Source organism: Peribacillus simplex (assembly GCF_001578185.1).
Classification (GTDB): Bacteria; Bacillota; Bacilli; order Bacillales; family DSM-1321; genus Peribacillus; species Peribacillus simplex_A.
Genome location: NZ_CP011008.1, coordinates 4642205 through 4665896 on the forward strand (window position 1 = coordinate 4642205; position 23692 = coordinate 4665896).

Below are 23692 nucleotides of genomic sequence, written 5' to 3' on the forward strand. Positions count from 1 at the left end.
AATTCCATTCAAAAAAGGCCACCAAATTGGTGGTCCCCCGCTTAGAGAGCAGTACATTTTCCTTACGCTCTTCCTGGCAATGCATGCTTTGTAGAATAATATGCGATAAGGCGATTACATTCCTTAAAATCATACTCACTTTTCATCTTAAAGAGTTTCACTCTTTAATTTTCAGTCCAAGCATGGCTGCAAAGCCTATTGCTTGGTCCGGGGAAACTTCGCATCCATTTAAATCCTCCAGGGATACGGTAAGCCTTTGAAATGTAGAACTGCTAATATCAATTCCTTTTAGCGGTGTCCGGGAAAAGTTCACTTCATTTAATTTACATGTATCGAACATCACTTTCTTGAATTTACAATCATAATAATCAGCACTTTCCAATGAGCAATGATCGAACTTCACTTGTTTTAATGCGGCATAACCAAAAGCACTTAAATTACAATTGCAATTCTCAAAGGAGACATTCCCTAAACTGGCATCAGAAAGATTAATGCCTAATAGTTTGGACTCTTTGAATTCCACCCGATGAATCGAGCCACCCATGAAATCGGCATTCGTCAAATCGCAATGGTCAAAAACGACATCCGTCAGCTCAATATTCCTGAATGATACATCGCTGAATATCACATGTTTAAAAACTACCTGTGATAATACGATTTGGTCCATCTTTTCTCTATCGATCGTACAATTGCTTATGATACAGGTATCCAGATATGGCTCATCTTTATAATATATTTCCTGAAAGTTCGCTTGAGTTAAGTCATGGGGGATCTTCGGCTGTTCAATTTTGATTTTGCCTGACATATTATCACCTTTTCACTTTATTCTTAAAATCATTAAAGACCATTGAGGGCATTGGCTAAAAGTAAAGCAGCATGTAAACAGGATCATTCAAGTAATCACGTTGCTTTGCTACAAACAGATTTGAATGAAGTTTGCCATGTTGCATTCCCTGTCCGAATTTCAAAAGCCTGTTTAAACAGCATAACAGCTTTTCTAAAATGTGAGGGCATTAATATTTTTTAGAAGAATGGCTATTAATTTTGGTCATTTTGTGTCTCCTTACCAGCTTTCCATATTGCCCAAATAAAAAAGCCGCCCCGTATGGCAGCTCCGCAAAAAAGCATGAAGTGAATTTAAAAATCGGTATTGATTTCTTTAGGCATCCGGAAATAATATAGCACGGCACCCATTATGGCCATCATACCGCTTATCAGAAAGAAAGCTTGAAAGATATTCCCTCCCACAGTTGGGGAATTGGATACAAAACCACTCGAAATCAGAAAAGGGACGCCAAATCCAGCCAAAAATAGTGCTATTTTTTTACTGCTTCTTTTGAATAGGGCATAACCCGTAATTATGATTAAGTACGAAGACGTTAGGACCATCAACACTGGAAATACCGGTTTGAATTTTGCTGCATACACGAAATAGTCCAAATTCGAAATATCTTGATCATTCAACATCTGTGAAAAGTGAGTTGAATATCTCCATTCCCAAGGGTTATCCAGAATTTCGCTGCCTTCATACCAGGTACAAAATGAAAAAAGTAAAAGGAAAAATGCAGCGATTATTATTTGGACAAAGTATTTCACTGACAATATCACCACCTATAGACAATAGACCTACATTATACCAATGACTTGGAAATTTATATACAACTAACCATCTTCCTATAATAATTAGACCCGGAAAAGCTAAAATTTAATCAGAAAAGGGAATAAGATATTAAGGGCTAGCAAAAGCTAAACATGGATGTCGTTAGCCTTTATTTATCAGATAGTGCGGTTACTTAGCCATTTCCCTTCATCTTACCAATTAACGAAAATACTTAAGGTGCCACCAATTCAACTTTCATCCTATCCGGGTCTTCGAAAAATACAGCATAATGTTCCTTCCCACCGGCGAAGGGGTGCTTGTCGGCATAGAGGATGGTAACTCCCCTGTCCCTTAATTTTCTGGTGATCTCATCAACCTGTTGACGGGAGGTGGCGTGAAAGGCTAAATGATTAAGGCCCACTCGTCCCCTATGATAGGGAATGTCAAGAAACCTAGTTTCCGCTTGTACAAAAACAATGTACATGCCATCCAATCTCCAACTCTTCCCGCTTTCCCACTCCTGGTATGGCTCATAATTGATTTCCTCCAAAAACCAGCCCCAAAAATCAACGGTCCTATGTAAATTTGAAACATTCAGCTCAATATGATGTAGAAATCCCTTTGACAACTTTCATCCCCCTTTAATTTGGGCCTTTACTCGTGAATTTCGTACTTTTACTCGTGAGTTTCGCGCTTTTACTCGTGAGTTTTGCGCTTTTACTCGTGAGTTTTGCGCTTTTACTCGTGAATTTTGCGCTTTTACTCGTGAATTGGGCTTAAATCGTACATGCTTCACATCTTCTCCTATATTCTCCCTCACCTTATCAAAAACCCCCAAAATTAACAATCTGAATCCAATTGGACATAATGAATGATTTCTGTTATTATAGTTACTCAGGGTAACAATTACTCAAGGTAACTATATATTATAAGGAGTGTTTCTGATAAAGACTTACCAAAAATTCTTTCAGCAATTATTGCTGATGTACCGGCCTTTTGAAAATAATCTAAATATACAGCTGAACAAGCATGATTTACACAGGGCGCAATGGTCCATTTTACATTACTTATCCAATTATGGTTCGGCAACGCTTGTAGAGCTTGCCAATTATCAAAGTGTGGAAAAGCCCACAATTACCAGGACCATTACCCGTTTGGAAGAGCTGGGATATGTCGAGCATGTGCCAAGTAAAGATAGACGGGAAAAAAGAATGCGGCTTACTGAGCTTGGCTCAAATCTCTACAGTGAAGTCCGCGTGACAATCGATCAATACGAACAGGACATCTTGAAGGGGATCACTGAAGAGGAACAACTCGCGGCCATACGCATTATGGGCGAAATAAGAAATAACATTATAAAGTAAGGAGATAATAAAATGGAACAATCCAGACCTAGACTGTGGACGAAGGACTTTGTCATCGTTTCTTCCATCAATTTTTTCATAACATTAATCTTTTATTTACTGATGGTGACACTTGCCATCTATGCCGTAAATGAATTGAATGCTTCTACAAGCCAAGCCGGACTCATATCGGGTATTTTCATAATCGGGACATTAATCGGACGTCTGTTCATCGGCCGTTTCATTGATTCAATCGGCCGCAAGAAAACATTATTCATCGGATTGATCTTTTTCACTTTGACAACACTTCTATATTTTGTGGATCTCGGAATTGGCTTCCTGCTCGTTAACCGCCTGATCCATGGTATGGCGATGGGTATGGCGAGTACTGCGACAGGAACGATCGTCGCCCAGATCATCCCGGCAACACGAAAAGGAGAAGGCATCGGCTACTACAGCATGAGCGCAACACTTGCGACGGCAATCGGCCCTTTCATCGGTCTGTATATGGCTCAACATACAAGCTTCCAAGTGATATTCAGTTTTTGCCTGGCTTTAGGGCTGATCAGCCTGATTACAGCATTCTTCCTTAATGTCCCGGCATTGAAAGTGACGGCAAAAGTGACTGAAAGTAAAGGATTCAAGCTTTCCAATTTCATTGAACCTAAGGCACTGCCCATCTCAATCATTACTCTGTTATTGGCATTCTGCTATTCCAGCGTCCTTTCTTTCATCAGTTTCTATGCCATCGAAATCAATCTGGTCAATACAGCAAGCTTCTTCTTTGTCGTTTACGCAGTCGCTGTATTATTATCACGCCCTTTCTCAGGACCGTTAATGGACCGGAAAGGATCGAACTTCATTATGTATCCAGCCTTTTTGATTTTCGGAGTCGGTTTGCTCCTTCTAAGCATAACAACCAATAGTTTCACTTTACTGGCAGCTGGTTTCCTCATCGGCCTTGGATTCGGTAATATGCAATCAAGCTCGCAGGCGATTGCCGTTAAACTGACACCGCCTCACCGAATGGGGATGGCAACGTCCACCTTCTTTATCATGCTTGACGCAGGACTTGGATTCGGCCCTTATATTCTCGGATTCATCATTCCAGTAACAGGTTACAGCACATTGTATGTCATCCTTGGCGGTGTGGTCATCGCAACTTCCATTCTTTACCACTTCCTGCACGGCAGGAAAGAACGTTCAGCCAGAGCGAACTTGGCTTCCGTTTAACGAAAAAGGGATATCCCATTGGAGGATATCCCTTTTTTCACGATTTTTGTGCCATTTAAAGAATCAAGCCGATTAGAATTCGTCCGTTGTTGGAGGTAATTCGTCCTTCACTAAAAAAAGAAGCTGTCTCAAAAGTTTTTGAGACAGCTTCTAGTGATAGTCATCCCTTATTTGACTTCCAAGCTTTCGATATTAAAACCATAATTTTTGCCGTTCTTTTTATTTGTGACTGTTTCACCTTTATATAAAGTCTTTCCAGTCTTATAATCGGTAATTAGAAGTTGGGCAGGCTTGGATGTTAAAACGCCCTCTTGATCCCTTCCGCTGCCTAACAGGAAGTATACACGCCCATTCTTAAAGGCAGCGAAGTCTTGTTCTTTTTTATTAACAGTTAGATCTAGCTCCATGTCATTCGTTATCTTTTGACTGCTTAGATCAAACGTCTTAATGTGATATTTATCGGACTTGGTATCAACTATGTAAAGTTTTTTCCCATCCGCATATCCACCTCTTGCCATGTCCGGGCTAAGCGATTCTTTTTTGGGCAATTTAACCGTTTCTAATTTTTCCGTATCATAATTATAAGATAAAAGCTTGCTTTCCTTTAGTTTTTCCTTAAAGCCATCCTCATGATTTACCCCTTTAATTAACGAAATTAATACCATGTTGTTTGGCTGGGAAGGTGCAATATCAGTTGGCATCTCAAGGTCAACTTGATTGGGATCAGTAAAAGTTTCAGATAAAAGGGTTTTATCGCTCAAAACTTTCTTATTAGCTAAATCGATCGTATACAGATGAACCTCTATTGTTTGCTTTTCATCGTTTGAATTAACATCATTCATCGTTAAAACCTGCAGTTTTGAATGGACCAACTGCACATCCCTGACAACAACATTCATGATTCTCTCTTGATCGGGAAGTTCAATTTTGAAAGAAGTTTCATCTTCGCCTTTCTTCTCCAGTAAACCGATATCAAACTCCGCTTCCATTTTTCCGTTCTTTGTAAAATCTTCATTCACCGAGGCGTAAGCCAGGAAATCATCGTCTTCATATAAAGAATTAATGGAATCCCTACCACGCATAAATGAACGATGTTCTTTTATCAATCTTTCAATTTGAAAATCTTGTATTCCAGATAAGTTTTCAAAGTAAGACCGTTCGCTGGCATATATGGATTGATTGGATACAATCGTTAATGGTTCATATATGGGATCAACTTCGAGTGAACCATGTATTATTACCGGATCAAGCTCTTTATCACTGCCTTCTAGCGTCTTGAAATTATACTTTGGAAGGCCGGAAGCGGAGGAAGCTACTTTGACATAATAGGTCCCGATGCTTAAGATGACAACCATTCCAATAATGATGCTGCATATATAACGTTTCACCTTGTCACTCTCCTTTAATAGTTGTTATACCGTAACGCGATTTTTCAATAACCAGGAACCAAGCCAAATCGAGAGTCCTGTCACAATGATTCCTAAGGCGAGCTGCAGACCAAGTATTTCATTAGGGTAAAAATAGAAATTACCACTCTCCATTACGAAAACAGGAGTTAAAAACACTGCAGCAGAGATCCCGACATACACCAAGCCCAAAATGATTCCTTTTATGCGGAAACTTCTTTCAAACATGATCGCCGTGAATAATATCGACATGATCATAAGACCTATGCCATAGGAAAGCAGGAATTGCGTGAAGTTGCCTGGAATAACCAAATTCAAGACACTATTCAATTTAGCGATGGCAAAAGTTGACATTTCCATTTTCAAAAGCGATTCAGGTGCGTATGAATTAAATAGGGCATTTTCCATGGGTAAAATGATAATCTGGAAAGCAATCAATCCTAACACCATCAAGAAGATGGCCGTGGCTTTGGAAAGGTAGATTGATAATCTGGATGTCGGTAACATCAATAGACGATAAATGAACGTATTCTTTCCAAACCAATCACGATACCAAATAAGAAAAATGTAAAAAATCAGGGCAACGGCACTCAGCGCGATCGGTCCTAGAAACCAGAGGGTATTGGCGATATGGGTAAAATCAATGCCTCCTCCATATTGGGTAATATAAGTGGCTTCCGATAGTTTTTCTCTTGAGATGATCTCCCTGGCATCATTAAGAAGACTTTTCGTTACGATGATCACGCCAGCAAATTGCGAAACCAAGGTTATCAACAATAAGGATATATATATTTTACTAAAACGATTGATTTCAAAATTCACTAGCTTTAAATATCGCATCATGCTTGATACACCTCTCTCATTACATCGACTACCGATTTCCCTTCATCCTCACGCATTTCTTCTGTATTGAACTCTTTGAGGACTTTACCGTTATCCAATAAAATGACCTTATCGATTAAATGTTCAATATCGCCGATTTCATGGGTCGTGATGATGACTCCTCTATCTTCAATAAGGTGGCTCGCAAAGACATCGGCAATTTGCTCGCGGCTAAACATATCAATTCCCGAAAATGGTTCGTCCATCAGTACATAATCCACGTCAAGGGACAGCCCCAGCATCAGGTTTAGCTTAGCTGTGTTCCCTTTAGACAACTCGGAAATGGGGGTCTCTTCTTTCAGTTTAAAAAATCCCAATAATTGATTAGCTCTTTCTGAGTTCCATGACGTATAGAAATCTTTCATGAAAACCATAGCCTGTTTAACGGTCATTTGCGGAAGCATGGTCGGTGCGTCCGGAATGAACGTGATTTTTTCATAACTGTTATGTGTCATTTTTTGATCATCGATCAGGATTTCACCTTTATATGGCGTCAATCCCATAATCGCTTTGAGTGTAGTCGTTTTACCGACACCATTTATCCCGATCAGACAAGTAACTTCGCCTTTATTGGCTGTAAATGAAACACCATCTAAGATTGTCTTCCGTCCATATTTCTTAGAGATTTGTTTTACTTCTATCATTTTTCATCCCCCTCCCTTATTTCTTCCGAATATTTTTCTTTAACCACTTGAAGCAGCTCATCAACCGGCACATTAATCGGACGAATAGCATCAACAAAAGAATCAACAGCTGCAAGAATTAGCTCCTGTCTAACAGCCTGTAAAATCGTTTCATTAGTCGTGATTTGACTTGGAAAATTTCTTTCTGTATGAATCAAGCCCTGTTCCTCCATTTCTTTATACGCTTTTTGTGCTGTATTAGGATTAATATTCAGTGAAGCCGCCAGTTCTCTTCGGGAAGGAATCTCCTGTCCGGCTACGAAATTGCCAATGGCTATTTGTTCTTTAAAATGTCTCACGACTTGCAGATATACCGGTTCCCGGGTATTAACGTTCATAAAACCACCCCCTATTATTTAGGAAAAAATCTAATTTACATGTAGTCACCTGTGTATGTACTAAGTGGTTCATACACCTTATAGATGTACTATACCTGTAATACACCTAAGCTGTCAACAACCAATTCCAAAAAAATGAAAACCCCGAATGCGCAGTGCAGCCGGAGCTTCTTTTATTGCTTTAAATTAAAGTTTTTATAATCCTTTTATGGCTCCCGAAAAGGAGTGGATAAAGCTCATTGAAATAGATGATGAAGCAGCCGATCTTTATCTTCAAAAAACTGTTTCATCAACAAATAGTGATTGGACTCCTCTAAAGTCACTTCATTCATACCCTCATCTGATATTTGAAGGATTTTAGCATCTGGATAGGCCATGATGATCGGGGAATGGGTGGAAATGATGAATTGGGAACCTTGTTTAACGAGCTCGTTTATCCTGGCTAACATCGATATTTGCCTTAATGGCGACAAAGCAGCTTCAGGCTCATCGAGGATATACAATCCATCCCCTTGAAATCGTTCTACAAAAGCAGAAAAAAACGATTCCCCATGAGATTGCTGGTGAAGTGATTTCCCACCAAAGGAATCGATGATCTTCCGTCCCGACGATGCCTCCCTGTCCAATTCCTCTATATTTGTCGCTACATTATAAAAGGTTTCCGCCCTAAAGAAAAAATGATCCTTCGGTTTGTACACGCCTTTTTTCAAACGGAGGTATTCGTCCAAATTGGAATGTGAATCATAATTGGAAAAATTGAAATTCAACGTTCCGCCTTCCGGATTGAAGCCATACGCAATCGCAATACCTTCAAGCAAGGTGGACTTCCCCATTCCATTTTCCCCGATAACATAGGTAACACTAGGATGAAAAGCCACTTCTTGAAGGTGCTTGATAACCGGCAGGTCAAGAGGGAAATGGTCATACGAAGATATTCGGTCCCTATTCAGGTAGATGCCCCTTATGTACTGTGAATCATAATCCAGTTTCATTAGTAATCACCTTCTGTAAAATAGATTTTTAGCATTGAAGTTAGCCACCATTTAAATGACCGCCCACTTTGGATGCAATTCAATTAAGCTTCCTGTAATACGTTGGGTTGAATCTTTCACTCCCGATTCCTTTATCAAGGCAGGCAATGCCTTATCCACGTACCGTTGATATGAATATTCATTGTCCCATAATGAGGCGACCAGATATCTCCCGTTTTGCTTTTTACCGAATGTACCTGACAAAATGCCCGGTGAGTACATCATCCCTTTGTTCCATACTTCTTTTTGCATCTGCTCAAAGTGGGCTTGTTTATTTTTTTCAACATAACAGTCAGTCACTCGAAGTAGTATCCCCTTGCCAAAAAAAGCGGTAATATCTGTAGTTCCTATATTGAATATTTTCTCGAATATATCGACAGAAATTTTTGTATAAGTACTTCTTTGGTCACTCTTCAAGAATAAATCATCATGTTGATGCCGCATGAAACGTTGATAGGAATGGAGGTCTTTCCATACGGAGAGAATCCCTGCTTCAAGTGGCTCATTTTTATTCCACCCTCCGATTTGACCCATGAAACCAGCACAATGGAGCAACTCTCCCCATCCCTCTTGTGCTGTAGAAAATGCATGCTTGTTTTCCACATTCACTTGGCATTTAATCCACTTCATCAACATGATGATCCCCACGCTTCGCCCATTGTTTCGCTCTTTCATCCACCTTTTTTATAAAATCATTTTTCCCGTTTACATACCCTTTGATATCATCTGGAAATTCCGCTGCCAAATGCTGTTTCAGCTGACTATACTTTTGTGCTTCATAAGGGTGTGCCAGCATATAATCCCGAAAAGCGAGGTGTCTGGAAATTTCCGCATGCCCTTTTTGAAACATGTGAATATGGTGCGTCCTCTCATCCCCGCCTTTAAGAAAAAACCTTCGTCCAGCGATGCCATTCTCACCCCTAGCATCATAACCTATCCGTTCCATCTCTTTATTAAAATCAGCGACACATTCCACATCTTTAACTGCTGCCAAAATATCTATTACTGGCTTGGCATGGATCACAGGTATGGCCGTGCTGCCAATATGGTATAAATTCATCATTTCATGCCCGAAAATATCCTGTAATCTTTTGCATTCATTTTGAAATAGCTTGGACCATACTTTCTTATGTGAAACGACTTCGACCTTCCTCATGAAAGCCTCCTTTTTTCATACACGTTCCCTTTAGTTAATATTTCTTCCATTTGATGCTGCTTGTAAATTAGGCTTTCATCTGTGAATGGAGCCTGTTCGAAGGCATATGCCAGTTTTATCAATAACCCTTCACTAAAAGCGGTGCTGGCGATTGTCACACGAAAAGGGCCGCCGCTTTTCATGAAACCAGCAGGTACCGCATTGGACGGATACCCCGCTTTGGCGCAAATGGTGGAACTTATGTAGGAAGGAAAAAGAATCGCATCAAGGTCATCCTTCTTCAAGGCAAAATCAATGCCCTGTTCCTGGAAAAATATAAATCTTCCAATTTAGCATTCAAGTATTCTGGGTTTCTTAACGTATTAGGGAGACCTTCTCTATTCTCCCATTTATTTTGCCCATATTTTAATGCTCGTTCCCTTATGCCTTACATTCGTAGCCGAGCATAGATTTCGTTGGTATTCTAGCTAATAGTGATTCCAATTTCCAATGCTTTCTGGACGGCTTCTTCTTTGTTACGGACTCCTAGCTTTAAATAGGCCGAGGAGGCGTAGTTTCTGACCGTGCCGTCCGACAAATACAGCTTGGAAGCTATCGTCTTGTATCGGAGCCCTTTGGCAACAAGCTGCAATATTTCTATTTCCCTGGTCGTCAGGTCATAGTCGTTTGCGGCATTCGGTTGTGGTGATTTGATGCCCTCATCGAATTTCTCGAATATTTTATGGGACATCCCCTGATCGATTAGGGTGCCTCCCCGGTGAATAAGCCGAATCGTATTGGCCAGCTCGAGCGTTTCGGTCGATTTCAGCAGGAAGCCGTCCGCACCGTTGCGCAGCAAGTCCAACGCTTGCCTCGAGTCCTGGAACGTCGTAAGAGCCAATACGCGGATATTCGGCCATTGCTGCTTGATCATTTTGGTTGCCTCGGCTCCGCCCATGCCTGGCATATCCAAATCCATAAGCACTACATGGGGCTGAAGGCGCCCGCACAGGTCGACGGCTTGTTCGCCATCTTCGGCCAAGCCGTCGACGTTCAAATCTTGGTACCTGTCGAGCAACGTCCGCAGACTTTCCCGAATAAACGGCTGGTCGTCGACGATCAACAGGCGAATAAGCCCGTCTGCCATTTCCGCATGTCGCGGCAAAGTACAGGCGACAAGCGTCCCGTCCCCGGAATTCGTATAGACGGACACTTGACCTTGCAAATTCATCGCCCGCTCCTTCATCGCGTTCATGCCGAAGCCCTCCTGCCACTCTTCCGTCCCTTTTCCGTTGTCGTGCACATCCAGCCTCGTATATTGCTGCTCGAATTGCAGAGAAACGGTGATTTCCGTCGCCTGCCCGTGACGAACAGCATTCGTAAGCGACTCCTGCAAGCAGCGAATGAACGCCATCTTCGCTTGCCGGGACAGTTGGTACTCCTCTCCGAACACCCGAAATCTTACAGCGACCTGGGCATGCTCCTGAAATTCATCTCCAAGCTTTTGCAGAGACCGGACCAAGGAAAGCGATTGCTGCGGAGACTCCATTTGATGCAAGTACCCCCTCACTTCCTCGATGCTTTTGCGGCCCATCTCAAGTAATGAATCAAGCCTCTGTATACCCGTTTCGTTAGCAAGCTCGGGGCGTAACGTTTCCATACCCATGATGATGGAAGTATAAGCATGGCCGACTGTATCGTGGAGTTCCCTCGATAACCTGCTTCGTTCTTCTGCCAGCGTAATGCGCTCGATTTGGGACATATATTGTTCAAGCACCGCATTTTGTTTACGGATCGTTTCATTTTGCCGATGATTGACGATCAATAAGTGAAAAGCAAATCCCAACACATAAGCAAATCCGTAGTAGGCGACCAAGCCCCAATAGCTGTTGCTAGGCGAAACTGCGTGGAAAATTCCGGGCATCACCAAGACCGTTGCCGGAGCCGTCCAATGATAGGAAAGATGATTGCTGTTTGCCGCGATAAGAAACGCCGATACAATAAATGTAGAATAAGCATCCGGAAACAATGATGTTAAATATATGCATAGTCCGCCATATAGCAGTATTTCCATGAACAAATAATATTTGTAGTTGAGCAGCAAGCAGACCCAAGGAATGGAAAAGGCGGCAACCTCCCAAAAAATAACGATCCAAAGCGGCAGCGTTAGACCTTCCTGAAAACTTATCGTCGTCAGGATGAATGAAACGATAGTAATAAGGCGGAGCCCCAACATAATCCAATCAAACCAAAACCACTGTTTAACCATATCCAACAAATCGTTCACCCCTAAGTAGCCTTCTGTTATGTATCCTATATTATAGACCTAGCCTGCGATCAATAACATATTTTTCTAGTCAACACTGGGGCCCTACACAAAGTCCGGAAACAAGACCATTATTGGTTTAGCTTCCGAATCATCATTCGTGTATAACCTCCCAATTTCTTCGCCAAAACATCTGCAAGCTTGAAGCTTATTGCAGTAAGCACCACTCCCACAGCCATTATAAGGAGTGATTTTGCAAAAGTATCTACCTCCATAAAAATGACATTCATATTGATGTATCGGTACAATAGTGGTGCAACCAGGAATGCAAGAGGTGCTAAATAGAGAACGGCTGCGCTGACGAGACTGAAAAGTCCGATCACGAACTTCTGCATTAACCAAAAGACGGCAGACCAGTTGCAGCGATCAGTAAGCTCCAATTTGGCTTGAGCCCAGACCGTTGCATCCGTTGTTACTATTCTGTCGTAAGGGGCCGTCGTAATATCGGTATAGATTTTCGTCTGAGTGCGCTCGAATTGGATGAACGTTGTAGTAGTTCGCAATACGCGTAAAACTAGTGGAATGCCGACTACCGTAAATGAAAGACTTAAACTGAACGACAGTGCTACCATGTAAAAACAAAAGTAAAACAAGCCTGTAACGAAAGTTAACAATAAAAAATAACCATTCTGGATGAAACCTGATTTCATAAGGTTCATCACTCCTCTCTGTGTAATATCCGCATCGTATAGCTTCTTCTGTCAACCGTACAAGTGTAAAAATGTCATATGACATATTCGAAGAGTTCCTATGCGGTTGACAGAAGTTTATTATGATGCCGATAATCGGAGTTGGAGCATTGGCTGTTCTCTGCTTATTGGCATGTATTTGGAGAAAAATATTTAGAGCCGCAAGCCCGCGAACGCCACAACGGCTCAATTGGTTTCAGGCGTCCAAGCTGTACTCCCAAACCGACAGCAGTCTAAAAACCTGACGATTGTTCCTGTTCCGAAAAACGAGATAAGCTTACGAAATAATCCAATATAGCTAACATTTTTTTAAAAATGACGTTAGCTTGCGATGCAGCATATTGGAATCACTCTGAGATTTGGAAAGGAGAATCCGGTTTGATTAGCGCTATTATTATCTTTATTGCTGACTAATTGTGTCCCGAACAACCAAGCTCGCAAAGCATGGAGTTGGCTTGAAACGACATACGGCTTTACTTTATGCGCTGTAACCAGTGTGCGCGGTCGTATTTCTCAATGAGGAGCGGTGAGTTAAGTGGAGTATCTTTCAGAAGGATTTTAAAGTTTGAAATAAAGTTAAATTAAACATTGATTCAATCATAAAAGAATCCCACGCATTCTGAAAAAAATGATTAATCAGAATGGGTGGGATTAATTATATTCGTATTTATTGGTCTCACATTAAACTCATGACATTCCAATGTTTTAGTGATCTTGGTTACCTTTGCGGGCAAATCCATAATTTTCATGAGACTTTACTTTTCTTTTTTTTCATGAATCCACGAATGATCATTCCGGCAATAATGAGAACCGCCACCACTGCGATTGGCTGGATATATGGCTTGGCCATCTCGTTAATCTGTCCCCAATTGCTTCCTAACTTCATCCCGAGGAATACAAAAAGTATAGACCACGGAAGTACAGCTAGTAGCGTATAATTCGTGAATTTCATTAAGGACATTTTAGAAATCCCTGCTGGAATCGAAATAGCATGTCTGACAACCGGAATGAACCTAGCCGTAAAAATGACGCTTGGCCCATATTTAGTAAACCAAGATTCCGCTAGTTCGATATGTTTTTTGTGAATGAATATATACTTTCCATATCGTTCTAAAAATGGTCTTCCACCATAATATCCGATTAAATAAACAAATATTTGGGCGATAGTTCCTCCAATCGTTCCAGCAATAACCGCCCCAACAAAACTGATGCTGCCTTGGGAAACTAAAAAGCCACCATAGGATAATACAATCTCACTTGGAATAATTTCAATCATAAGACCAAGGGTAATTCCTAGGTACCCATAATCCATGAGTGTAAGTAAAATAGTTTGGATAAAGTCGTTCATAATTCAACTTCTCACTTTCATTTTCGCTTTTCTCAAAACGGATCACAAATGATGTTATTACTTCCCTTGTTAATGGGCCACTGGCCATACGAATAATAGAATGACCCTTAGCTATAAATAACTTTTGACTGATTTGTGAGATAGGATGGCTTATTGGCTTGTTTAAGGTTAAGAATCGATTTCATAATGCCCACCATTTCCTCAGGGTTTTCCCATTCCATTTCCTTTTGATAGGTTTCGATGGAGTTATCCCATTGATCCATTTTTTTATGGTCCTTTAATATATTAAGCATTTGTTTTTCAAATGATAATTTGCGATTGATTTCAAATACAAGATTATTGTCTTTTAAATACTGTAGATTAATTTCCTCCTGTCCCGGAAGCATCGAATGGACAAAAATCGGAAGCCTTTTTCGAAGTGCTTCACTAATGGTGACACCACCTGGTTTCGAAACGATTACATCCACTTCTTCATAAAGTTCGTTCATTTCCGATCTTGATGAAATATACGGTAATGGTTTAATATGAGCTAAATCCCATGTTTTGATCTCATCAAATAGCTTTTTGTTGTTGCCACAAAGTACAAAATAATCAAAGTTGGTTGATTTCTTTAACTCACCAGCTAAATTCAATATCCCGCCCAGGCCACTATTTCCTCCCGAGATTAAAACTTTGGGCCGATTGGTGTTTTTTAAACCACTGGCATTCTTAGTGATTTCCTCATGAACAGGAATACCAGTCACCATTATACTATGTTTCGGTATTTGATTCTCGCTTATTAGCTTTTCTTTCAATTCTTGACTTGGAATAAAGTGAAAATCAATCCCCTTGCTTCCCCAGACATTATTAATAAAGAAATCCGTATACACGTTGATGATTGGGACACTGCATTTCCCTTTTAATTTTAACTGGCTTAAGAGTTGGGATGGAAATCCGTGTGTACACACAATTAAGTCTGGATTTTCCTCATCTATCAATTGTTCCATTTTCTTCAAGAATATATGTTGACACCATTTAAATGGACGTTCCTTTTTCGAGTTAGCGTAAAAAAGGTTTTTGTAGGCGAGATTATAGGTTTCAGGTGCATAACGAATCCATTTCAAATATCCCGTCGTTATCATTTTTTCTAAAGAATTATTCGTATAACTTAGCAGATCCACTTTTTTCAAAATGACTCCGTTTGTATGTTTTTTTAACAAATCCATTAAGGCCTCTGCAACTTGATGATGTCCCGACTGCATGCGGAAGAGAGGTAAAAACAAAACCTTCTTCATATATGTCATCCCCTATAGAAATCATTCTTTTAATCGATGGATACGTACTGAGAAAAAAGTATATTTGTATGTTCAAGATCTTTTTTCCCCTTACAATATATCACTGTTTTTGTTAAAACCTTTCTTTTTAATCAATTTTTAATGATATGTTCATGGTATCATAAGCCCTAGTCCCTAAACTTAATAGCCCGATTAGGAACCAATTATAGTACATTGGTTAATCCAATCGGGACGGTAATTTATTCTTTTTTTTCCTCTTCATATAATTGATAAAAGTATATATCAGTAAAAAGACTAAGAATACGACACCTAAAAGTGGAACATATTCCGGATTTATATGAAAGGCATTACCTATATAATACCCTGCGACTATAAGAGGGACAGTCCAGAGAAACGTGCCTAGCATGGAAAAGAGAATAAATTTGAACAGGGGAATGTTATTGATTCCTGCGAAATACGGACTGATTTGTCTTATTCCAGGTAAATAAAATCCAAACACAATCGTTTTTTTAGTATTATTCATATACTTTTTCTGTACTTTCTCCCAGCGATCATTGGTAATGCCCACGTATTTCCCATATTTTTTTATAAATGGATACCCCACATATTTCCCACATACATACGCGATAAGCATCCCTATAAAGGCTCCGAGAAATGAACTGAGCACGGCTAAACCAAATGAGAGCTTATTTTGCCCAATCAGGACTCCGATTAGAAATAGAAGAGATTCTTCTGGAGCGGGAATCCCCACAATGCCCATGAATAAAAAAAGAAATATGATAAGATATCCATATAGGTCAATAAAATGCAGGATACTATCTATGTTCATAAAGTCCCCTCGAATCAGTTATAAGTCTTTTAATGTAATAAATTGTGTTCCCTTTTTTATGGTTTCCTTTAGGTAAATTTCCAATACTTCAATCATATATCGTGGTGCTTCTTTATCCGCCCCTAAGGTTTCCCCACAGTCATGGAGCAGGAGAATCGAATTTTCTGTTGAGGTTGTCCGCAATTGATTAAGCAGGTCATTCCTGCATGTTTCCACTTTCCAATCTCCGAAAATGTCTGACCACATGATCACTTTATATTTCTTGCTGGCTATTTTCGTAAAAATATTAAAATGGCCCCATGGAGGCCTATAAAAAGTGACTTTTTCATGCGTACATTCCATTATCGCCTTTTCCGTCATCCTCAACTGTTTCGATAACTGAAAGGGCGAGAGGATCCAGCTTGAAATATGATCAAAATGATGGATTCCAATTGTATGTCCTTCTTCATGCATTCGTTTAATGATATCAGGGTTATTTTTCACTTTACTGCCCACAACAAAAAACGAACCCTTTATCTCGTACTTTTTTAAAAGATCAAGTAATTGTGTAGTATATTCAGGGTTAGGGCCATCATCAAAAGTAAGGGCTATCCCATTATTCCTCTTGTTTTTTTTGGTGATTCCCAGTCTGCATACACGAATAATTACAGTAGGGAAAATCGAATAAATTAGAAATAACAATACTATGATACTCAGACTAATTATCCCTATATGTGTCACTCACAGAACACCTCATTCTTGTATTTAGCAGCAAATTACCTTTTCGGTAAGGATAATACCACCTCTGTTCCTATTCCGTCGATACTGGCCACTTTAATTTCCCCATTATGTTGATTCATTATATTTTTGGCTATCGACAAACCTAGCCCTGTTCCGCCTGTCTCCCGGCTTCTAGCCTTATCCACCCGGTAAAATCGTTCGAAGATATTTTCCATTTCATGCTCAGGAATGCCAATCCCATAATCTTTTACCCGAATGACCGTAGAATATGACTGATCCTCTACATACACATCAATTTTGTCTGTACTATATTTGATTGCGTTATCTAAAAGGATAATAATCACCTGTTTTATCTTCAATTCATCTGCTGTAATCATAATGGTATCTTCTTGATAATGAAAATTTATTTCTCGCCCATAGACCTCTTTGAATTGTTTAAACACGTTCTCGCATAAAGTTATTATATTCACTGATTTAATATCTAAAGAATTTTCCATTTCCGTATCGGCTAATTCCAGCAGCCTTTCCGTCATTTTCTGAATTCGGGTTGCCTCTGAATGAATTACATTTATAACATCCAATGCCTTTTCTTCACTTTTTATCCGGCGGCGGCGCAAGAGATCGGCATAACTTTTTATTATCGTTAGCGGAGTTTTTATTTCATGTGAAGCATCTGAAATGAATTGCCTCTGTTTATCCAAATTCACATCCAACCTGTTCATCATCCGATTGAAAGTAACAGCCATTTTTTGCAGTTCATCTTTTGTATCCTGTTGGATGATGATTTTTTTCGGAATACCGCTTTGTTCAATATCCTCCATCGTATTAATCATATTGGAAATTGGTCTCATAATTACACTCGATAACCACCTGCCGCCTAGCAGCGATAGCCCCGCCCCTAATAGGGTACAAAATGTGAGTATGGAAAGTAATACATCCTTCCCTAATTCCAGACCTAGTAATCTATCTCCAATTTCTAAAGTTCCAACAACTATACCTTTGGATTGGATAGGAACCCTAACGATTAATATTTGTTCTTCTTTATGCTCTTGTTTAATTGTGCTTCTTTGCGCTTCTTGGTTAGTAGAAAATTCCCCTTTAAATTTCGTAAGCAAATAATGGTCGCTGGACACTTCGCCTCTGATTTTAGAATCAGGTTGAATGATCCTTATAAATGAATGATTCGTCAAATATGTGGTTAATTTTTTGTTTAATTCATGGGGCGTATCATCCATATGTATTTCAGCAATGACATTTTGCGCTTTATGAATTAATATATCCTCTTCCATATTTACAGTAATCTTCATAAACGAAAAAAATACAACAGCATTGACCGCAACCAACACACAGAGTATCCAAGCCGTAGTAATCAGGTTAATTTTTGTTGTAATTTTCATTACTTATTTCTCCCTTATAGTATAACCAATTCCTCTTACCGTCTGAATGATTGTCGGGTCAGAAAAACCTTCTTCCGTTTTCTTTCTTAAATGGCGGATATACACATCGATTACATTTGTCTCCCCTTCATACTCATAACCCCATACATTCATCAGGATATTTTCCCGCGTCACGATTTTGTTTTTATTGGATAGTAAATAAATGAGTAGATCAAATTCCTTTGGGGTTAACGCTATGGAAGAATCCCCCCTCTTAACCTCTCTAGTATCGAGATTAATGAATAAATCTTTTATTGATAAGATCGTTTCCTCTTCTCTCAAAGCATTTGCAGCTATTGAATTATGACGTATAGCTGAACGTATTCTTGCCAATAACTCATCGATTTCAAAGGGCTTCGTTATATAGTCATTTGCCCCTTGATCTAGTCCTGCTACCTTATCCATTGTAATATTGCGAGCTGTTAAGAGGATGATTGGCAGTAATGAGTTCTCATTTCGGATCCTTCTTAAAACTTCAATGCCATTCAGCTCAGGTAACATAACATCTAAAAGTACTAAATCTAAATTTTCTTGTAATGCAGCTTCCAACCCCGACTTGCCGGTATGGGCAAGAAGCACCTCATACCCCTCATATTCGAGTTCTATCTTTAATATCGTCGCTATCTGGATTTCATCTTCTACAACCAGAATACGCTGTTTCATTTAAAACCCTCCTACTTGAGCAGTATATGGCAAGGCGTTCACACCCACATGTATTGTTAATCGAATTTAGCCTGGAAAAATATTACTTGCATCTTAAACACGAAAAAATTGTCCTCCGCTAAATAATTCAATCCCCTTTATATTTGCTCCAAATTCCTGTATTTTAATCGTTTCCAATTATTCTTGAAACGCTCTTCCTTCAATTTAGCATTATTTTGCTTTTTATTTCGCTTTTTAATTAATTTTTAATTCTTTTTTCAAGTTGCGTTAAGATTGAATTGATATATAGTCTCCAGGGAACAGCAGAACTTGCCAATGAGGTTTAAACAAGAAAAGATCAGGAGGATTTATAATGAATGATGCAAATGGTCCATCCATCTGGTGTCAGATGTTGAACAAGGTTCCTGAAGTCATCGTTGGAGACGGCCGCAAACTTCCTGATCGAAAATCTGAACTTTGGCTTGACCAACACTACCTTAATAATGAGTGTCCTTTTGATCATAACTCTTTTCTTCCAATTCAAAGCGAGTAAGTATGTGCCAAGGGTTTACTTGATTAGCGTGCAGGCACGCTAATTACCGACAATCTGTGGACAATCTCGGGGTCAGTCTGGTGACGGCAACTATCATCTTCACAATCGCGATGCTTGCGACGTTTGCGGCTTGGTATGCGAGTGAGACGACGCTGTCCATTCACACTATCTACACATCTAAACGAGAAGCGTTCTACTGGCTGGCCATCTTGTTCACTTTGGCCTTGGGTACAGCAGCTGGTGACCTCATAGCAGAAGGTCTCGATATCGGCTAATCTGTGTTTTTCACCAAAGCACATTTGTGTGACATGTCCGTTTTTGTCAAAGTGTACCGAAAGTAAAGACCATCAAAAAGTAGTGACACGCCATATTTGGCAAGATTATATGGAAGAAGCGGACGTACCTCAACAAAACCAGGTTCAAGTGCTACACAACAGAACAAAGAGCCTTCTTTCAGCGCACCAAAGTATCATATGACGGGCGGTTGGACAAATGATGAATTTTAATAATGATCAATGGCAGCAGCGACATTAAAGGTGCTGACAAGTATATACTGCAAAAAATCCCGAAAAAGGGAAAAGAGAAAGTCATAAAGCATTTACAGTTAACCGAATCCACCGGAAATAAGGTAACTGCTATTATCTATAGTGAAGATTCGAATAAGACTTCATTTCTAACGTTAGAAATGAACAAAGAAAAAACTGAAATAACTATAACAATGCAGAATGAAAAACCCATAACTTACAAAAAAACAGATCTTATTCCAAGCGAATTTAATCCTGAATATGTATGGGGCACTCTTAAAACCAAGATAAATACACCCCCGAAAACATAGTGAGGATGTCAAAAAAAATATAATAAAAGTTAAACTCTAAGGCACCTATATTAGGGCTTTTTCTAACCTCTGAAATCAGTTAAAAATGGCTATTTCCACATACTATGTTGCTATTTACCAGGTAGTGAGTTGTGGTTGATTTCCCCTCCAGATGCTCGCTTTCCTTGGTGCGGGCGGTGAGCCTCCTCGGCGTAAACGCCTGTGGGGTCTCACCTGTCCCGCTGCTCCCGCAGGAGTCTCGCACTTCCGCTCCAATCAACCTTAAATAGTTTCGTTTTAAAAACAACAATCTTTACGAAAAGAGCCTAAAAAATAAACAAAGGGGATAGATCACCTATCACCCTATTACACCATTGTTGTATCATTATTTAAACGCTAATCGAATAACGAATCAGCGGCATTAGTCCAAATCTTCAAATCCATATTTTTCAAAAACCTTGTCAGAATCTACACTTTGAAGATAGTCGTAAAATAGCTGTGCTTCCTTTCGGTGTGAACTATTATTGATTATTCCTACCGGATAAATGATCGGATCGTGTAAATCTTCCTTAGCCGTTGCAACGATATCAACTTTTGATGAGTTCATGGCATCCGTTTTATAAACGAGTCCCGCGTCCACGTTTCCTGTTTCCACATATGTAAGCACTTGCCGGACATCCTTGGCATATATCAATCTATCTTCAACCTCTTTCCAGAGATTCATGTTTTCCAATGTTTGTTTAGCATACTGCCCTGCCGGTACAGACTCTGGCGTACCGATCGAAATTTTAGTAGCCTTTTTTAGGTCTTCCAAGGATTCCATTGCCTTATCGGAATCCTTTGGCACCACCAGCACCAGTTTATTGCCGACTAAATCGATCCCGTTTTTCTCTTCAATAAGATCTTCATCTACTAATTGATCAAATTTATCTTCAGCAGCTGAGAAAAACAGGTCCACAGGTGCGCCTTGGGAAATTTGCTGCTGAAGAGCTCCCGAGGCTCCAAAGTTATAATTAACTTTCACATTTACATTCTCTTTTTCAAATGAATCTTTTATATCATTTAAAGCATCTTGCAAACTTACAGCTGCGGAAACCGTCAATTCCACTTGCTCCGCCTTCATTTCTGTGTTTTCCGCTTCATCATTTGAACACCCTGTCCCCACTGTCACAAGCAGCATAATCGAAAAAATCATAAAGTATATTTTTTTCAAAATCGCTCTTCCTTTCTAACCAGTTATAACTAGTTATATCTAATTATAACTAGTTAATCTAATATTTCCTATTTATCTATGAATTTACTTTTCAAAGGGCACTAAGATACAATAAGGACGGAGGGATGCACATGTCGCAGGAGCTATCCTATACAATCGAAGAAGTGGCACAGCTTTTAAAAGTATCTAAATTGACGATATATGATCTTGTTAAAAAAGGGGAACTGCCTGTATTCCGAGTGGGCAGGCAAATGAGAATGGATGCAAAGGACTTAGAGAAATATATCACTGACAGTAAGTCCCTAACATCCCCGGTTCCTATCGCCGAGCCCCATCGGAACGAAGGGAAGGGCACACCAACCCTTGTCATCAGCGGCCAGGACATGGTTTTGGATATACTGGGGCAGTACATCGAGAAGGATTCCGGCCATAAAACATTACGATCGAACACAGGAAGTTTAAGCGGGCTTATATCCATGTACAATGGCGATTCCGACATCGTGAGTATGCACATGTTTGATGGAGATACGGGTGAGTATAATCTTCCATATATAAAAAAGATCTTGGTTGGCTATCCTTATATTTTATTTAATCTCGTTTCAAGGAATGCAGGTTTATATGTTAAAAAAGGGAATCCTTTCAATCTCACCACCTGGAATGATTTGAACAAGGATCACTTGACCATCATCAATAGGGAAAGAGGATCTGGTGCAAGAATCCTTCTTGATGAGCAGCTAAGGATCCATAAGATTCCGCCTAAAAGCCTTAAGGGGTATGAAAATGAGGAAACCAACCATTTAAGTGTCGCATCAGCTGTTTCATCAGGTATTGCGGATGTCGGCGTTGGAATTGAAAAAGCGGCAAAAATAGTCGGAGTCGACTTCATTCCATTGATAACGGAACGTTATGACCTTGTTCTATTAAAAACTCCGAAAAACGAGCAGATCATAAAAATGGTCAAAAGAATTTTATCCTCGAATCCATTTCAAGCGGAAATCGATGCTTTAGGTGATTATGATATTTCCAGGACAGGCTCGATCATTCACGAGACATTTTAAAAAGGAAGGCTACTGTAACAGCAGCCTTCCTTTTTACTTTTCTTTTTTTCATATTACCTAAAGAGCACATTCTTCGATTTCAAACCCCAGGTCTTCGATGATTCCCCAATCCGCCGTTGGTTCTTGACCAGCTGTCGTTAAATAATCTCCAACGAAGATGGAATTGGCTGCATAAAGTGCCATTGGCTGCATGGAACGGAGATTGACCTCACGACCTCCGGCCAGACGGATTTCTTTGCTCGGGTTGACGAATCTCATCATCGAAATCAGTTTCAGGCATTTAGTGGGGGTCAACTCGGAAGTTCCCTCAAGAGGCGTTCCGTCAATTGCATTGAGAAAATTACAAGGAATGGAATCCGCATCAAGGCTGCGTAAGGATAGAGCGATTTCCACTGCTTCCGCCTCAGATTCCCCCATACCGAAAATGGCACCTGAACATGGGGACATTCCAGCATCTTTCACAGTTTCGACTGTATCTACCCGGTCCTCATATGTATGTGTTGATGTAATATTGCTGTAGTTTTCCTGTGATGTATTCAAGTTGTGGTTGTAGCGATGAACGCCTGCTTCTGCTAGTTTGCCGGCATGTTCCTCATTAAGGAAACCTAAACAGCAGCAGATTTTAAGATCCGTCGTCTCACGGATTTCTTTTACCGCTTCAATGACATGATCAATTTCCCTGTTGGTCGGACGACGGCCAGAAGCAACGATGCAATATGTACCCGCTTTACGACGGATTGATTCTTGCGCTCCCTCGACAATCTTTTCTTTAGTCAGCCATGCATATTTATCAATCGGGGCTTCCGACACGATCGACTGCGAGCAATAGCCACAATCTTCGGGACATAATCCTGACTTCGTATTGATGATCATATTCAATTTGACCTTTTTTCCATAATGATGCTTGCGTATGAGATATGCTGCATTCAAAATTTCCAAAACTTCGCCATCTGGGGCTTGTACGATTGCTAATGCCTCTTCAGCCGTAACTTTATATCCTTTAATCACGCTCTCCGCTAACATCTTCCAATCCCTTACTAGTGTTTCCAAATCCAATCCCTCTTTTCTTTTAATGTTGTCTATTTCTTTCCATGAATCTGCCGCGATTAATTACAAAGAACTCGCGAAGTTCCAATCGA

The 23692-nt window shown here is 40.0% G+C and carries 26 protein-coding genes and 1 pseudogene; 6 read left to right on the top strand and 21 right to left on the bottom strand.

From position 1 onward, the window contains the following. Nucleotides 1–157: 157 nt before the first annotated feature. The 3 genes from UP17_RS21685 to UP17_RS21695 all read right to left on the bottom strand — a co-directional run bounded on the left by UP17_RS21685 (nt 158) and on the right by UP17_RS21695 (nt 2228). A complete protein-coding gene (locus UP17_RS21685; protein ID WP_061465229.1) occupies nt 158–805 on the bottom strand; it encodes a pentapeptide repeat-containing protein in 648 nt (215 codons plus the stop codon). A gap of 332 nt (nt 806–1137) precedes the next feature. After that, on the bottom strand, nt 1138–1596 hold the full coding sequence (locus UP17_RS21690; RefSeq protein ID WP_250211859.1) for a DUF4306 domain-containing protein: 459 nt from the start codon (nt 1594–1596) through the stop codon (nt 1138–1140). A gap of 236 nt (nt 1597–1832) precedes the next feature. Continuing rightward, nucleotides 1833–2228 carry a VOC family protein gene (locus UP17_RS21695; RefSeq protein ID WP_061465232.1) on the bottom strand — a complete coding sequence of 132 codons (396 nt, stop codon included), beginning with the start codon at nt 2226–2228 and terminating at the stop codon, nt 1833–1835. 355 nt (nt 2229–2583) lie between these two features. On the opposite strand from UP17_RS21695, the gene UP17_RS21700 reads away from it, so the two are divergent. Together UP17_RS21700 and UP17_RS21705 are read left to right on the top strand one after the other, a co-directional pair. Then, complete coding sequence (locus tag UP17_RS21700; RefSeq protein ID WP_061466248.1) at nt 2584–2964, top strand: MarR family winged helix-turn-helix transcriptional regulator; 381 nt, start codon at nt 2584–2586, stop codon at nt 2962–2964. Nucleotides 2965–2976: 12 nt separating this feature from the next. Continuing rightward, nucleotides 2977–4176, top strand: a complete 1200-nt coding sequence (locus tag UP17_RS21705) for an MFS transporter (RefSeq protein WP_061465234.1) — start codon at nt 2977–2979, stop codon at nt 4174–4176. Between the two features lie 167 nt (nt 4177–4343). Here UP17_RS21705 and UP17_RS21710 read toward each other — a convergent pair whose 3' ends face one another. The 16 genes and pseudogenes from UP17_RS21710 to UP17_RS21785 form a co-directional block, all read right to left on the bottom strand. Then, a complete protein-coding gene (locus UP17_RS21710; RefSeq protein ID WP_061465236.1) occupies nt 4344–5564 on the bottom strand; it encodes a hypothetical protein in 1221 nt (406 codons plus the stop codon). A gap of 24 nt (nt 5565–5588) precedes the next feature. Beyond that, entirely contained in the window at nt 5589–6425 is an 837-nt protein-coding gene (locus UP17_RS21715; protein ID WP_061465238.1) for a hypothetical protein, read from the bottom strand. Beyond that, nucleotides 6422–7108, bottom strand: a complete 687-nt coding sequence (locus UP17_RS21720) for an ABC transporter ATP-binding protein (RefSeq protein WP_061465241.1) — start codon at nt 7106–7108, stop codon at nt 6422–6424. The genes UP17_RS21715 and UP17_RS21720 overlap by 4 nt, the downstream gene beginning before the upstream one ends. Beyond that, nucleotides 7105–7485 carry a GntR family transcriptional regulator gene (locus tag UP17_RS21725; protein WP_061465243.1) on the bottom strand — a complete coding sequence of 127 codons (381 nt, stop codon included), beginning with the start codon at nt 7483–7485 and terminating at the stop codon, nt 7105–7107. Before UP17_RS21725 ends, UP17_RS21720 begins: the two co-directional genes overlap by 4 nt. Nucleotides 7486–7721: 236 nt before the next feature. Continuing rightward, nucleotides 7722–8477, bottom strand: coding sequence for an AAA family ATPase (locus UP17_RS21730; protein ID WP_155727444.1), 756 nt, complete (start codon nt 8475–8477; stop codon nt 7722–7724). 51 nt (nt 8478–8528) lie between these two features. Further along, nucleotides 8529–9146, bottom strand: a complete 618-nt coding sequence (locus UP17_RS21735; RefSeq protein ID WP_167556004.1) for a YdbC family protein — start codon at nt 9144–9146, stop codon at nt 8529–8531. Further along, nucleotides 9133–9672, bottom strand: a complete 540-nt coding sequence (locus tag UP17_RS21740; RefSeq protein ID WP_061465246.1) for a GrpB family protein — start codon at nt 9670–9672, stop codon at nt 9133–9135. The genes UP17_RS21735 and UP17_RS21740 overlap by 14 nt, the downstream gene beginning before the upstream one ends. Next, a pseudogene (locus tag UP17_RS21745) lies at nt 9669–10096 on the bottom strand (hypothetical protein); the annotation flags it as partial. The pseudogene UP17_RS21745 and the gene UP17_RS21740, both read right to left, overlap by 4 nt. A 39-nt stretch (nt 10097–10135) precedes the next feature. After that, nucleotides 10136–11929, bottom strand: a complete 1794-nt coding sequence (locus UP17_RS21750) for a hybrid sensor histidine kinase/response regulator transcription factor (RefSeq protein WP_081108927.1) — start codon at nt 11927–11929, stop codon at nt 10136–10138. Between the two features lie 119 nt (nt 11930–12048). After that, the gene (locus tag UP17_RS21755; protein WP_061465250.1) at nt 12049–12627 is read right to left on the bottom strand and encodes a sensor domain-containing protein; all 579 of its coding nucleotides are present in this window, start codon (nt 12625–12627) and stop codon (nt 12049–12051) included. A gap of 784 nt (nt 12628–13411) precedes the next feature. Beyond that, complete coding sequence (locus tag UP17_RS21760; RefSeq protein ID WP_061465252.1) at nt 13412–14014, bottom strand: undecaprenyl phosphate transporter UptA; 603 nt, start codon at nt 14012–14014, stop codon at nt 13412–13414. 107 nt (nt 14015–14121) lie between these two features. Next, the gene (locus tag UP17_RS21765) at nt 14122–15288 is read right to left on the bottom strand and encodes an MGDG synthase family glycosyltransferase (protein ID WP_061465254.1); all 1167 of its coding nucleotides are present in this window, start codon (nt 15286–15288) and stop codon (nt 14122–14124) included. Between the two features lie 217 nt (nt 15289–15505). Next, on the bottom strand, nt 15506–16117 hold the full coding sequence (locus tag UP17_RS21770) for a DedA family protein (protein WP_061465256.1): 612 nt from the start codon (nt 16115–16117) through the stop codon (nt 15506–15508). A gap of 18 nt (nt 16118–16135) precedes the next feature. Next, nucleotides 16136–16837: a polysaccharide deacetylase family protein gene (locus UP17_RS21775; protein WP_250211715.1), complete on the bottom strand. Its 702-nt coding sequence runs from the start codon at nt 16835–16837 to the stop codon at nt 16136–16138. A gap of 35 nt (nt 16838–16872) precedes the next feature. Continuing rightward, nucleotides 16873–18234, bottom strand: a complete 1362-nt coding sequence (locus UP17_RS21780; RefSeq protein WP_061465257.1) for a sensor histidine kinase — start codon at nt 18232–18234, stop codon at nt 16873–16875. 3 nt (nt 18235–18237) lie between these two features. Then, nucleotides 18238–18936, bottom strand: a complete 699-nt coding sequence (locus UP17_RS21785) for a response regulator transcription factor (protein WP_061465258.1) — start codon at nt 18934–18936, stop codon at nt 18238–18240. A gap of 352 nt (nt 18937–19288) precedes the next feature. On the opposite strand from UP17_RS21785, the gene UP17_RS29810 reads away from it, so the two are divergent. The 3 genes from UP17_RS29810 to UP17_RS21800 all read left to right on the top strand — a co-directional run bounded on the left by UP17_RS29810 (nt 19289) and on the right by UP17_RS21800 (nt 20303). Next, a complete protein-coding gene (locus UP17_RS29810) occupies nt 19289–19468 on the top strand; it encodes a hypothetical protein (protein WP_061465259.1) in 180 nt (59 codons plus the stop codon). Nucleotides 19469–19548: 80 nt separating this feature from the next. Beyond that, complete coding sequence (locus UP17_RS29815; RefSeq protein WP_061465260.1) at nt 19549–19743, top strand: COG4705 family protein; 195 nt, start codon at nt 19549–19551, stop codon at nt 19741–19743. Nucleotides 19744–19976: 233 nt separating this feature from the next. Further along, a complete protein-coding gene (locus UP17_RS21800) occupies nt 19977–20303 on the top strand; it encodes a hypothetical protein (protein WP_061465262.1) in 327 nt (108 codons plus the stop codon). Nucleotides 20304–20703: 400 nt separating this feature from the next. On the opposite strand, the gene modA is transcribed toward UP17_RS21800, so the two are convergent. Continuing rightward, nucleotides 20704–21495, bottom strand: a complete 792-nt coding sequence (gene modA, locus UP17_RS21805; protein WP_061465263.1) for a molybdate ABC transporter substrate-binding protein — start codon at nt 21493–21495, stop codon at nt 20704–20706. Nucleotides 21496–21626: 131 nt separating this feature from the next. Here modA and UP17_RS21810 point away from each other — a divergent pair, with 131 nt between their 5' ends. Beyond that, nucleotides 21627–22553, top strand: a complete 927-nt coding sequence (locus tag UP17_RS21810; protein WP_061465265.1) for a helix-turn-helix transcriptional regulator — start codon at nt 21627–21629, stop codon at nt 22551–22553. A gap of 57 nt (nt 22554–22610) precedes the next feature. Here UP17_RS21810 and bioB read toward each other — a convergent pair whose 3' ends face one another. Further along, nucleotides 22611–23576, bottom strand: coding sequence for a biotin synthase BioB (gene bioB, locus UP17_RS21815; protein WP_061466256.1), 966 nt, complete (start codon nt 23574–23576; stop codon nt 22611–22613). Nucleotides 23577–23692 lie beyond the last annotated feature (116 nt).

Coding starts and splice junctions, on each gene's coding strand:
- UP17_RS21785 (WP_061465258.1), bottom strand. CDS start 18,936: ATGAAACAGCGTATTCTGGTTGTAGAAGATGAAATCCAGATAGCGACG.
- UP17_RS21705 (WP_061465234.1), top strand. CDS start 2,977: ATGGAACAATCCAGACCTAGACTGTGGACGAAGGACTTTGTCATCGTT.
- UP17_RS21800 (WP_061465262.1), top strand. CDS start 19,977: ATGATCAATGGCAGCAGCGACATTAAAGGTGCTGACAAGTATATACTG.
- UP17_RS21685 (WP_061465229.1), bottom strand. CDS start 805: ATGTCAGGCAAAATCAAAATTGAACAGCCGAAGATCCCCCATGACTTA.
- UP17_RS21700 (WP_061466248.1), top strand. CDS start 2,584: ATGTACCGGCCTTTTGAAAATAATCTAAATATACAGCTGAACAAGCAT.
- UP17_RS29810 (WP_061465259.1), top strand. CDS start 19,289: ATGAATGATGCAAATGGTCCATCCATCTGGTGTCAGATGTTGAACAAG.
- UP17_RS21780 (WP_061465257.1), bottom strand. CDS start 18,234: ATGAAAATTACAACAAAAATTAACCTGATTACTACGGCTTGGATACTC.
- UP17_RS21725 (WP_061465243.1), bottom strand. CDS start 7,485: ATGAACGTTAATACCCGGGAACCGGTATATCTGCAAGTCGTGAGACAT.
- UP17_RS21730 (WP_155727444.1), bottom strand. CDS start 8,477: ATGAAACTGGATTATGATTCACAGTACATAAGGGGCATCTACCTGAAT.
- UP17_RS21720 (WP_061465241.1), bottom strand. CDS start 7,108: ATGATAGAAGTAAAACAAATCTCTAAGAAATATGGACGGAAGACAATC.
- UP17_RS21715 (WP_061465238.1), bottom strand. CDS start 6,425: ATGATGCGATATTTAAAGCTAGTGAATTTTGAAATCAATCGTTTTAGT.
- UP17_RS21740 (WP_061465246.1), bottom strand. CDS start 9,672: ATGAGGAAGGTCGAAGTCGTTTCACATAAGAAAGTATGGTCCAAGCTA.
- UP17_RS21765 (WP_061465254.1), bottom strand. CDS start 15,288: ATGAAGAAGGTTTTGTTTTTACCTCTCTTCCGCATGCAGTCGGGACAT.
- UP17_RS21810 (WP_061465265.1), top strand. CDS start 21,627: ATGTCGCAGGAGCTATCCTATACAATCGAAGAAGTGGCACAGCTTTTA.
- UP17_RS21770 (WP_061465256.1), bottom strand. CDS start 16,117: ATGAACATAGATAGTATCCTGCATTTTATTGACCTATATGGATATCTT.
- bioB (WP_061466256.1), bottom strand. CDS start 23,576: ATGTTAGCGGAGAGCGTGATTAAAGGATATAAAGTTACGGCTGAAGAG.
- UP17_RS21735 (WP_167556004.1), bottom strand. CDS start 9,146: ATGAAGTGGATTAAATGCCAAGTGAATGTGGAAAACAAGCATGCATTT.
- UP17_RS21760 (WP_061465252.1), bottom strand. CDS start 14,014: ATGAACGACTTTATCCAAACTATTTTACTTACACTCATGGATTATGGG.
- UP17_RS21755 (WP_061465250.1), bottom strand. CDS start 12,627: ATGAAATCAGGTTTCATCCAGAATGGTTATTTTTTATTGTTAACTTTC.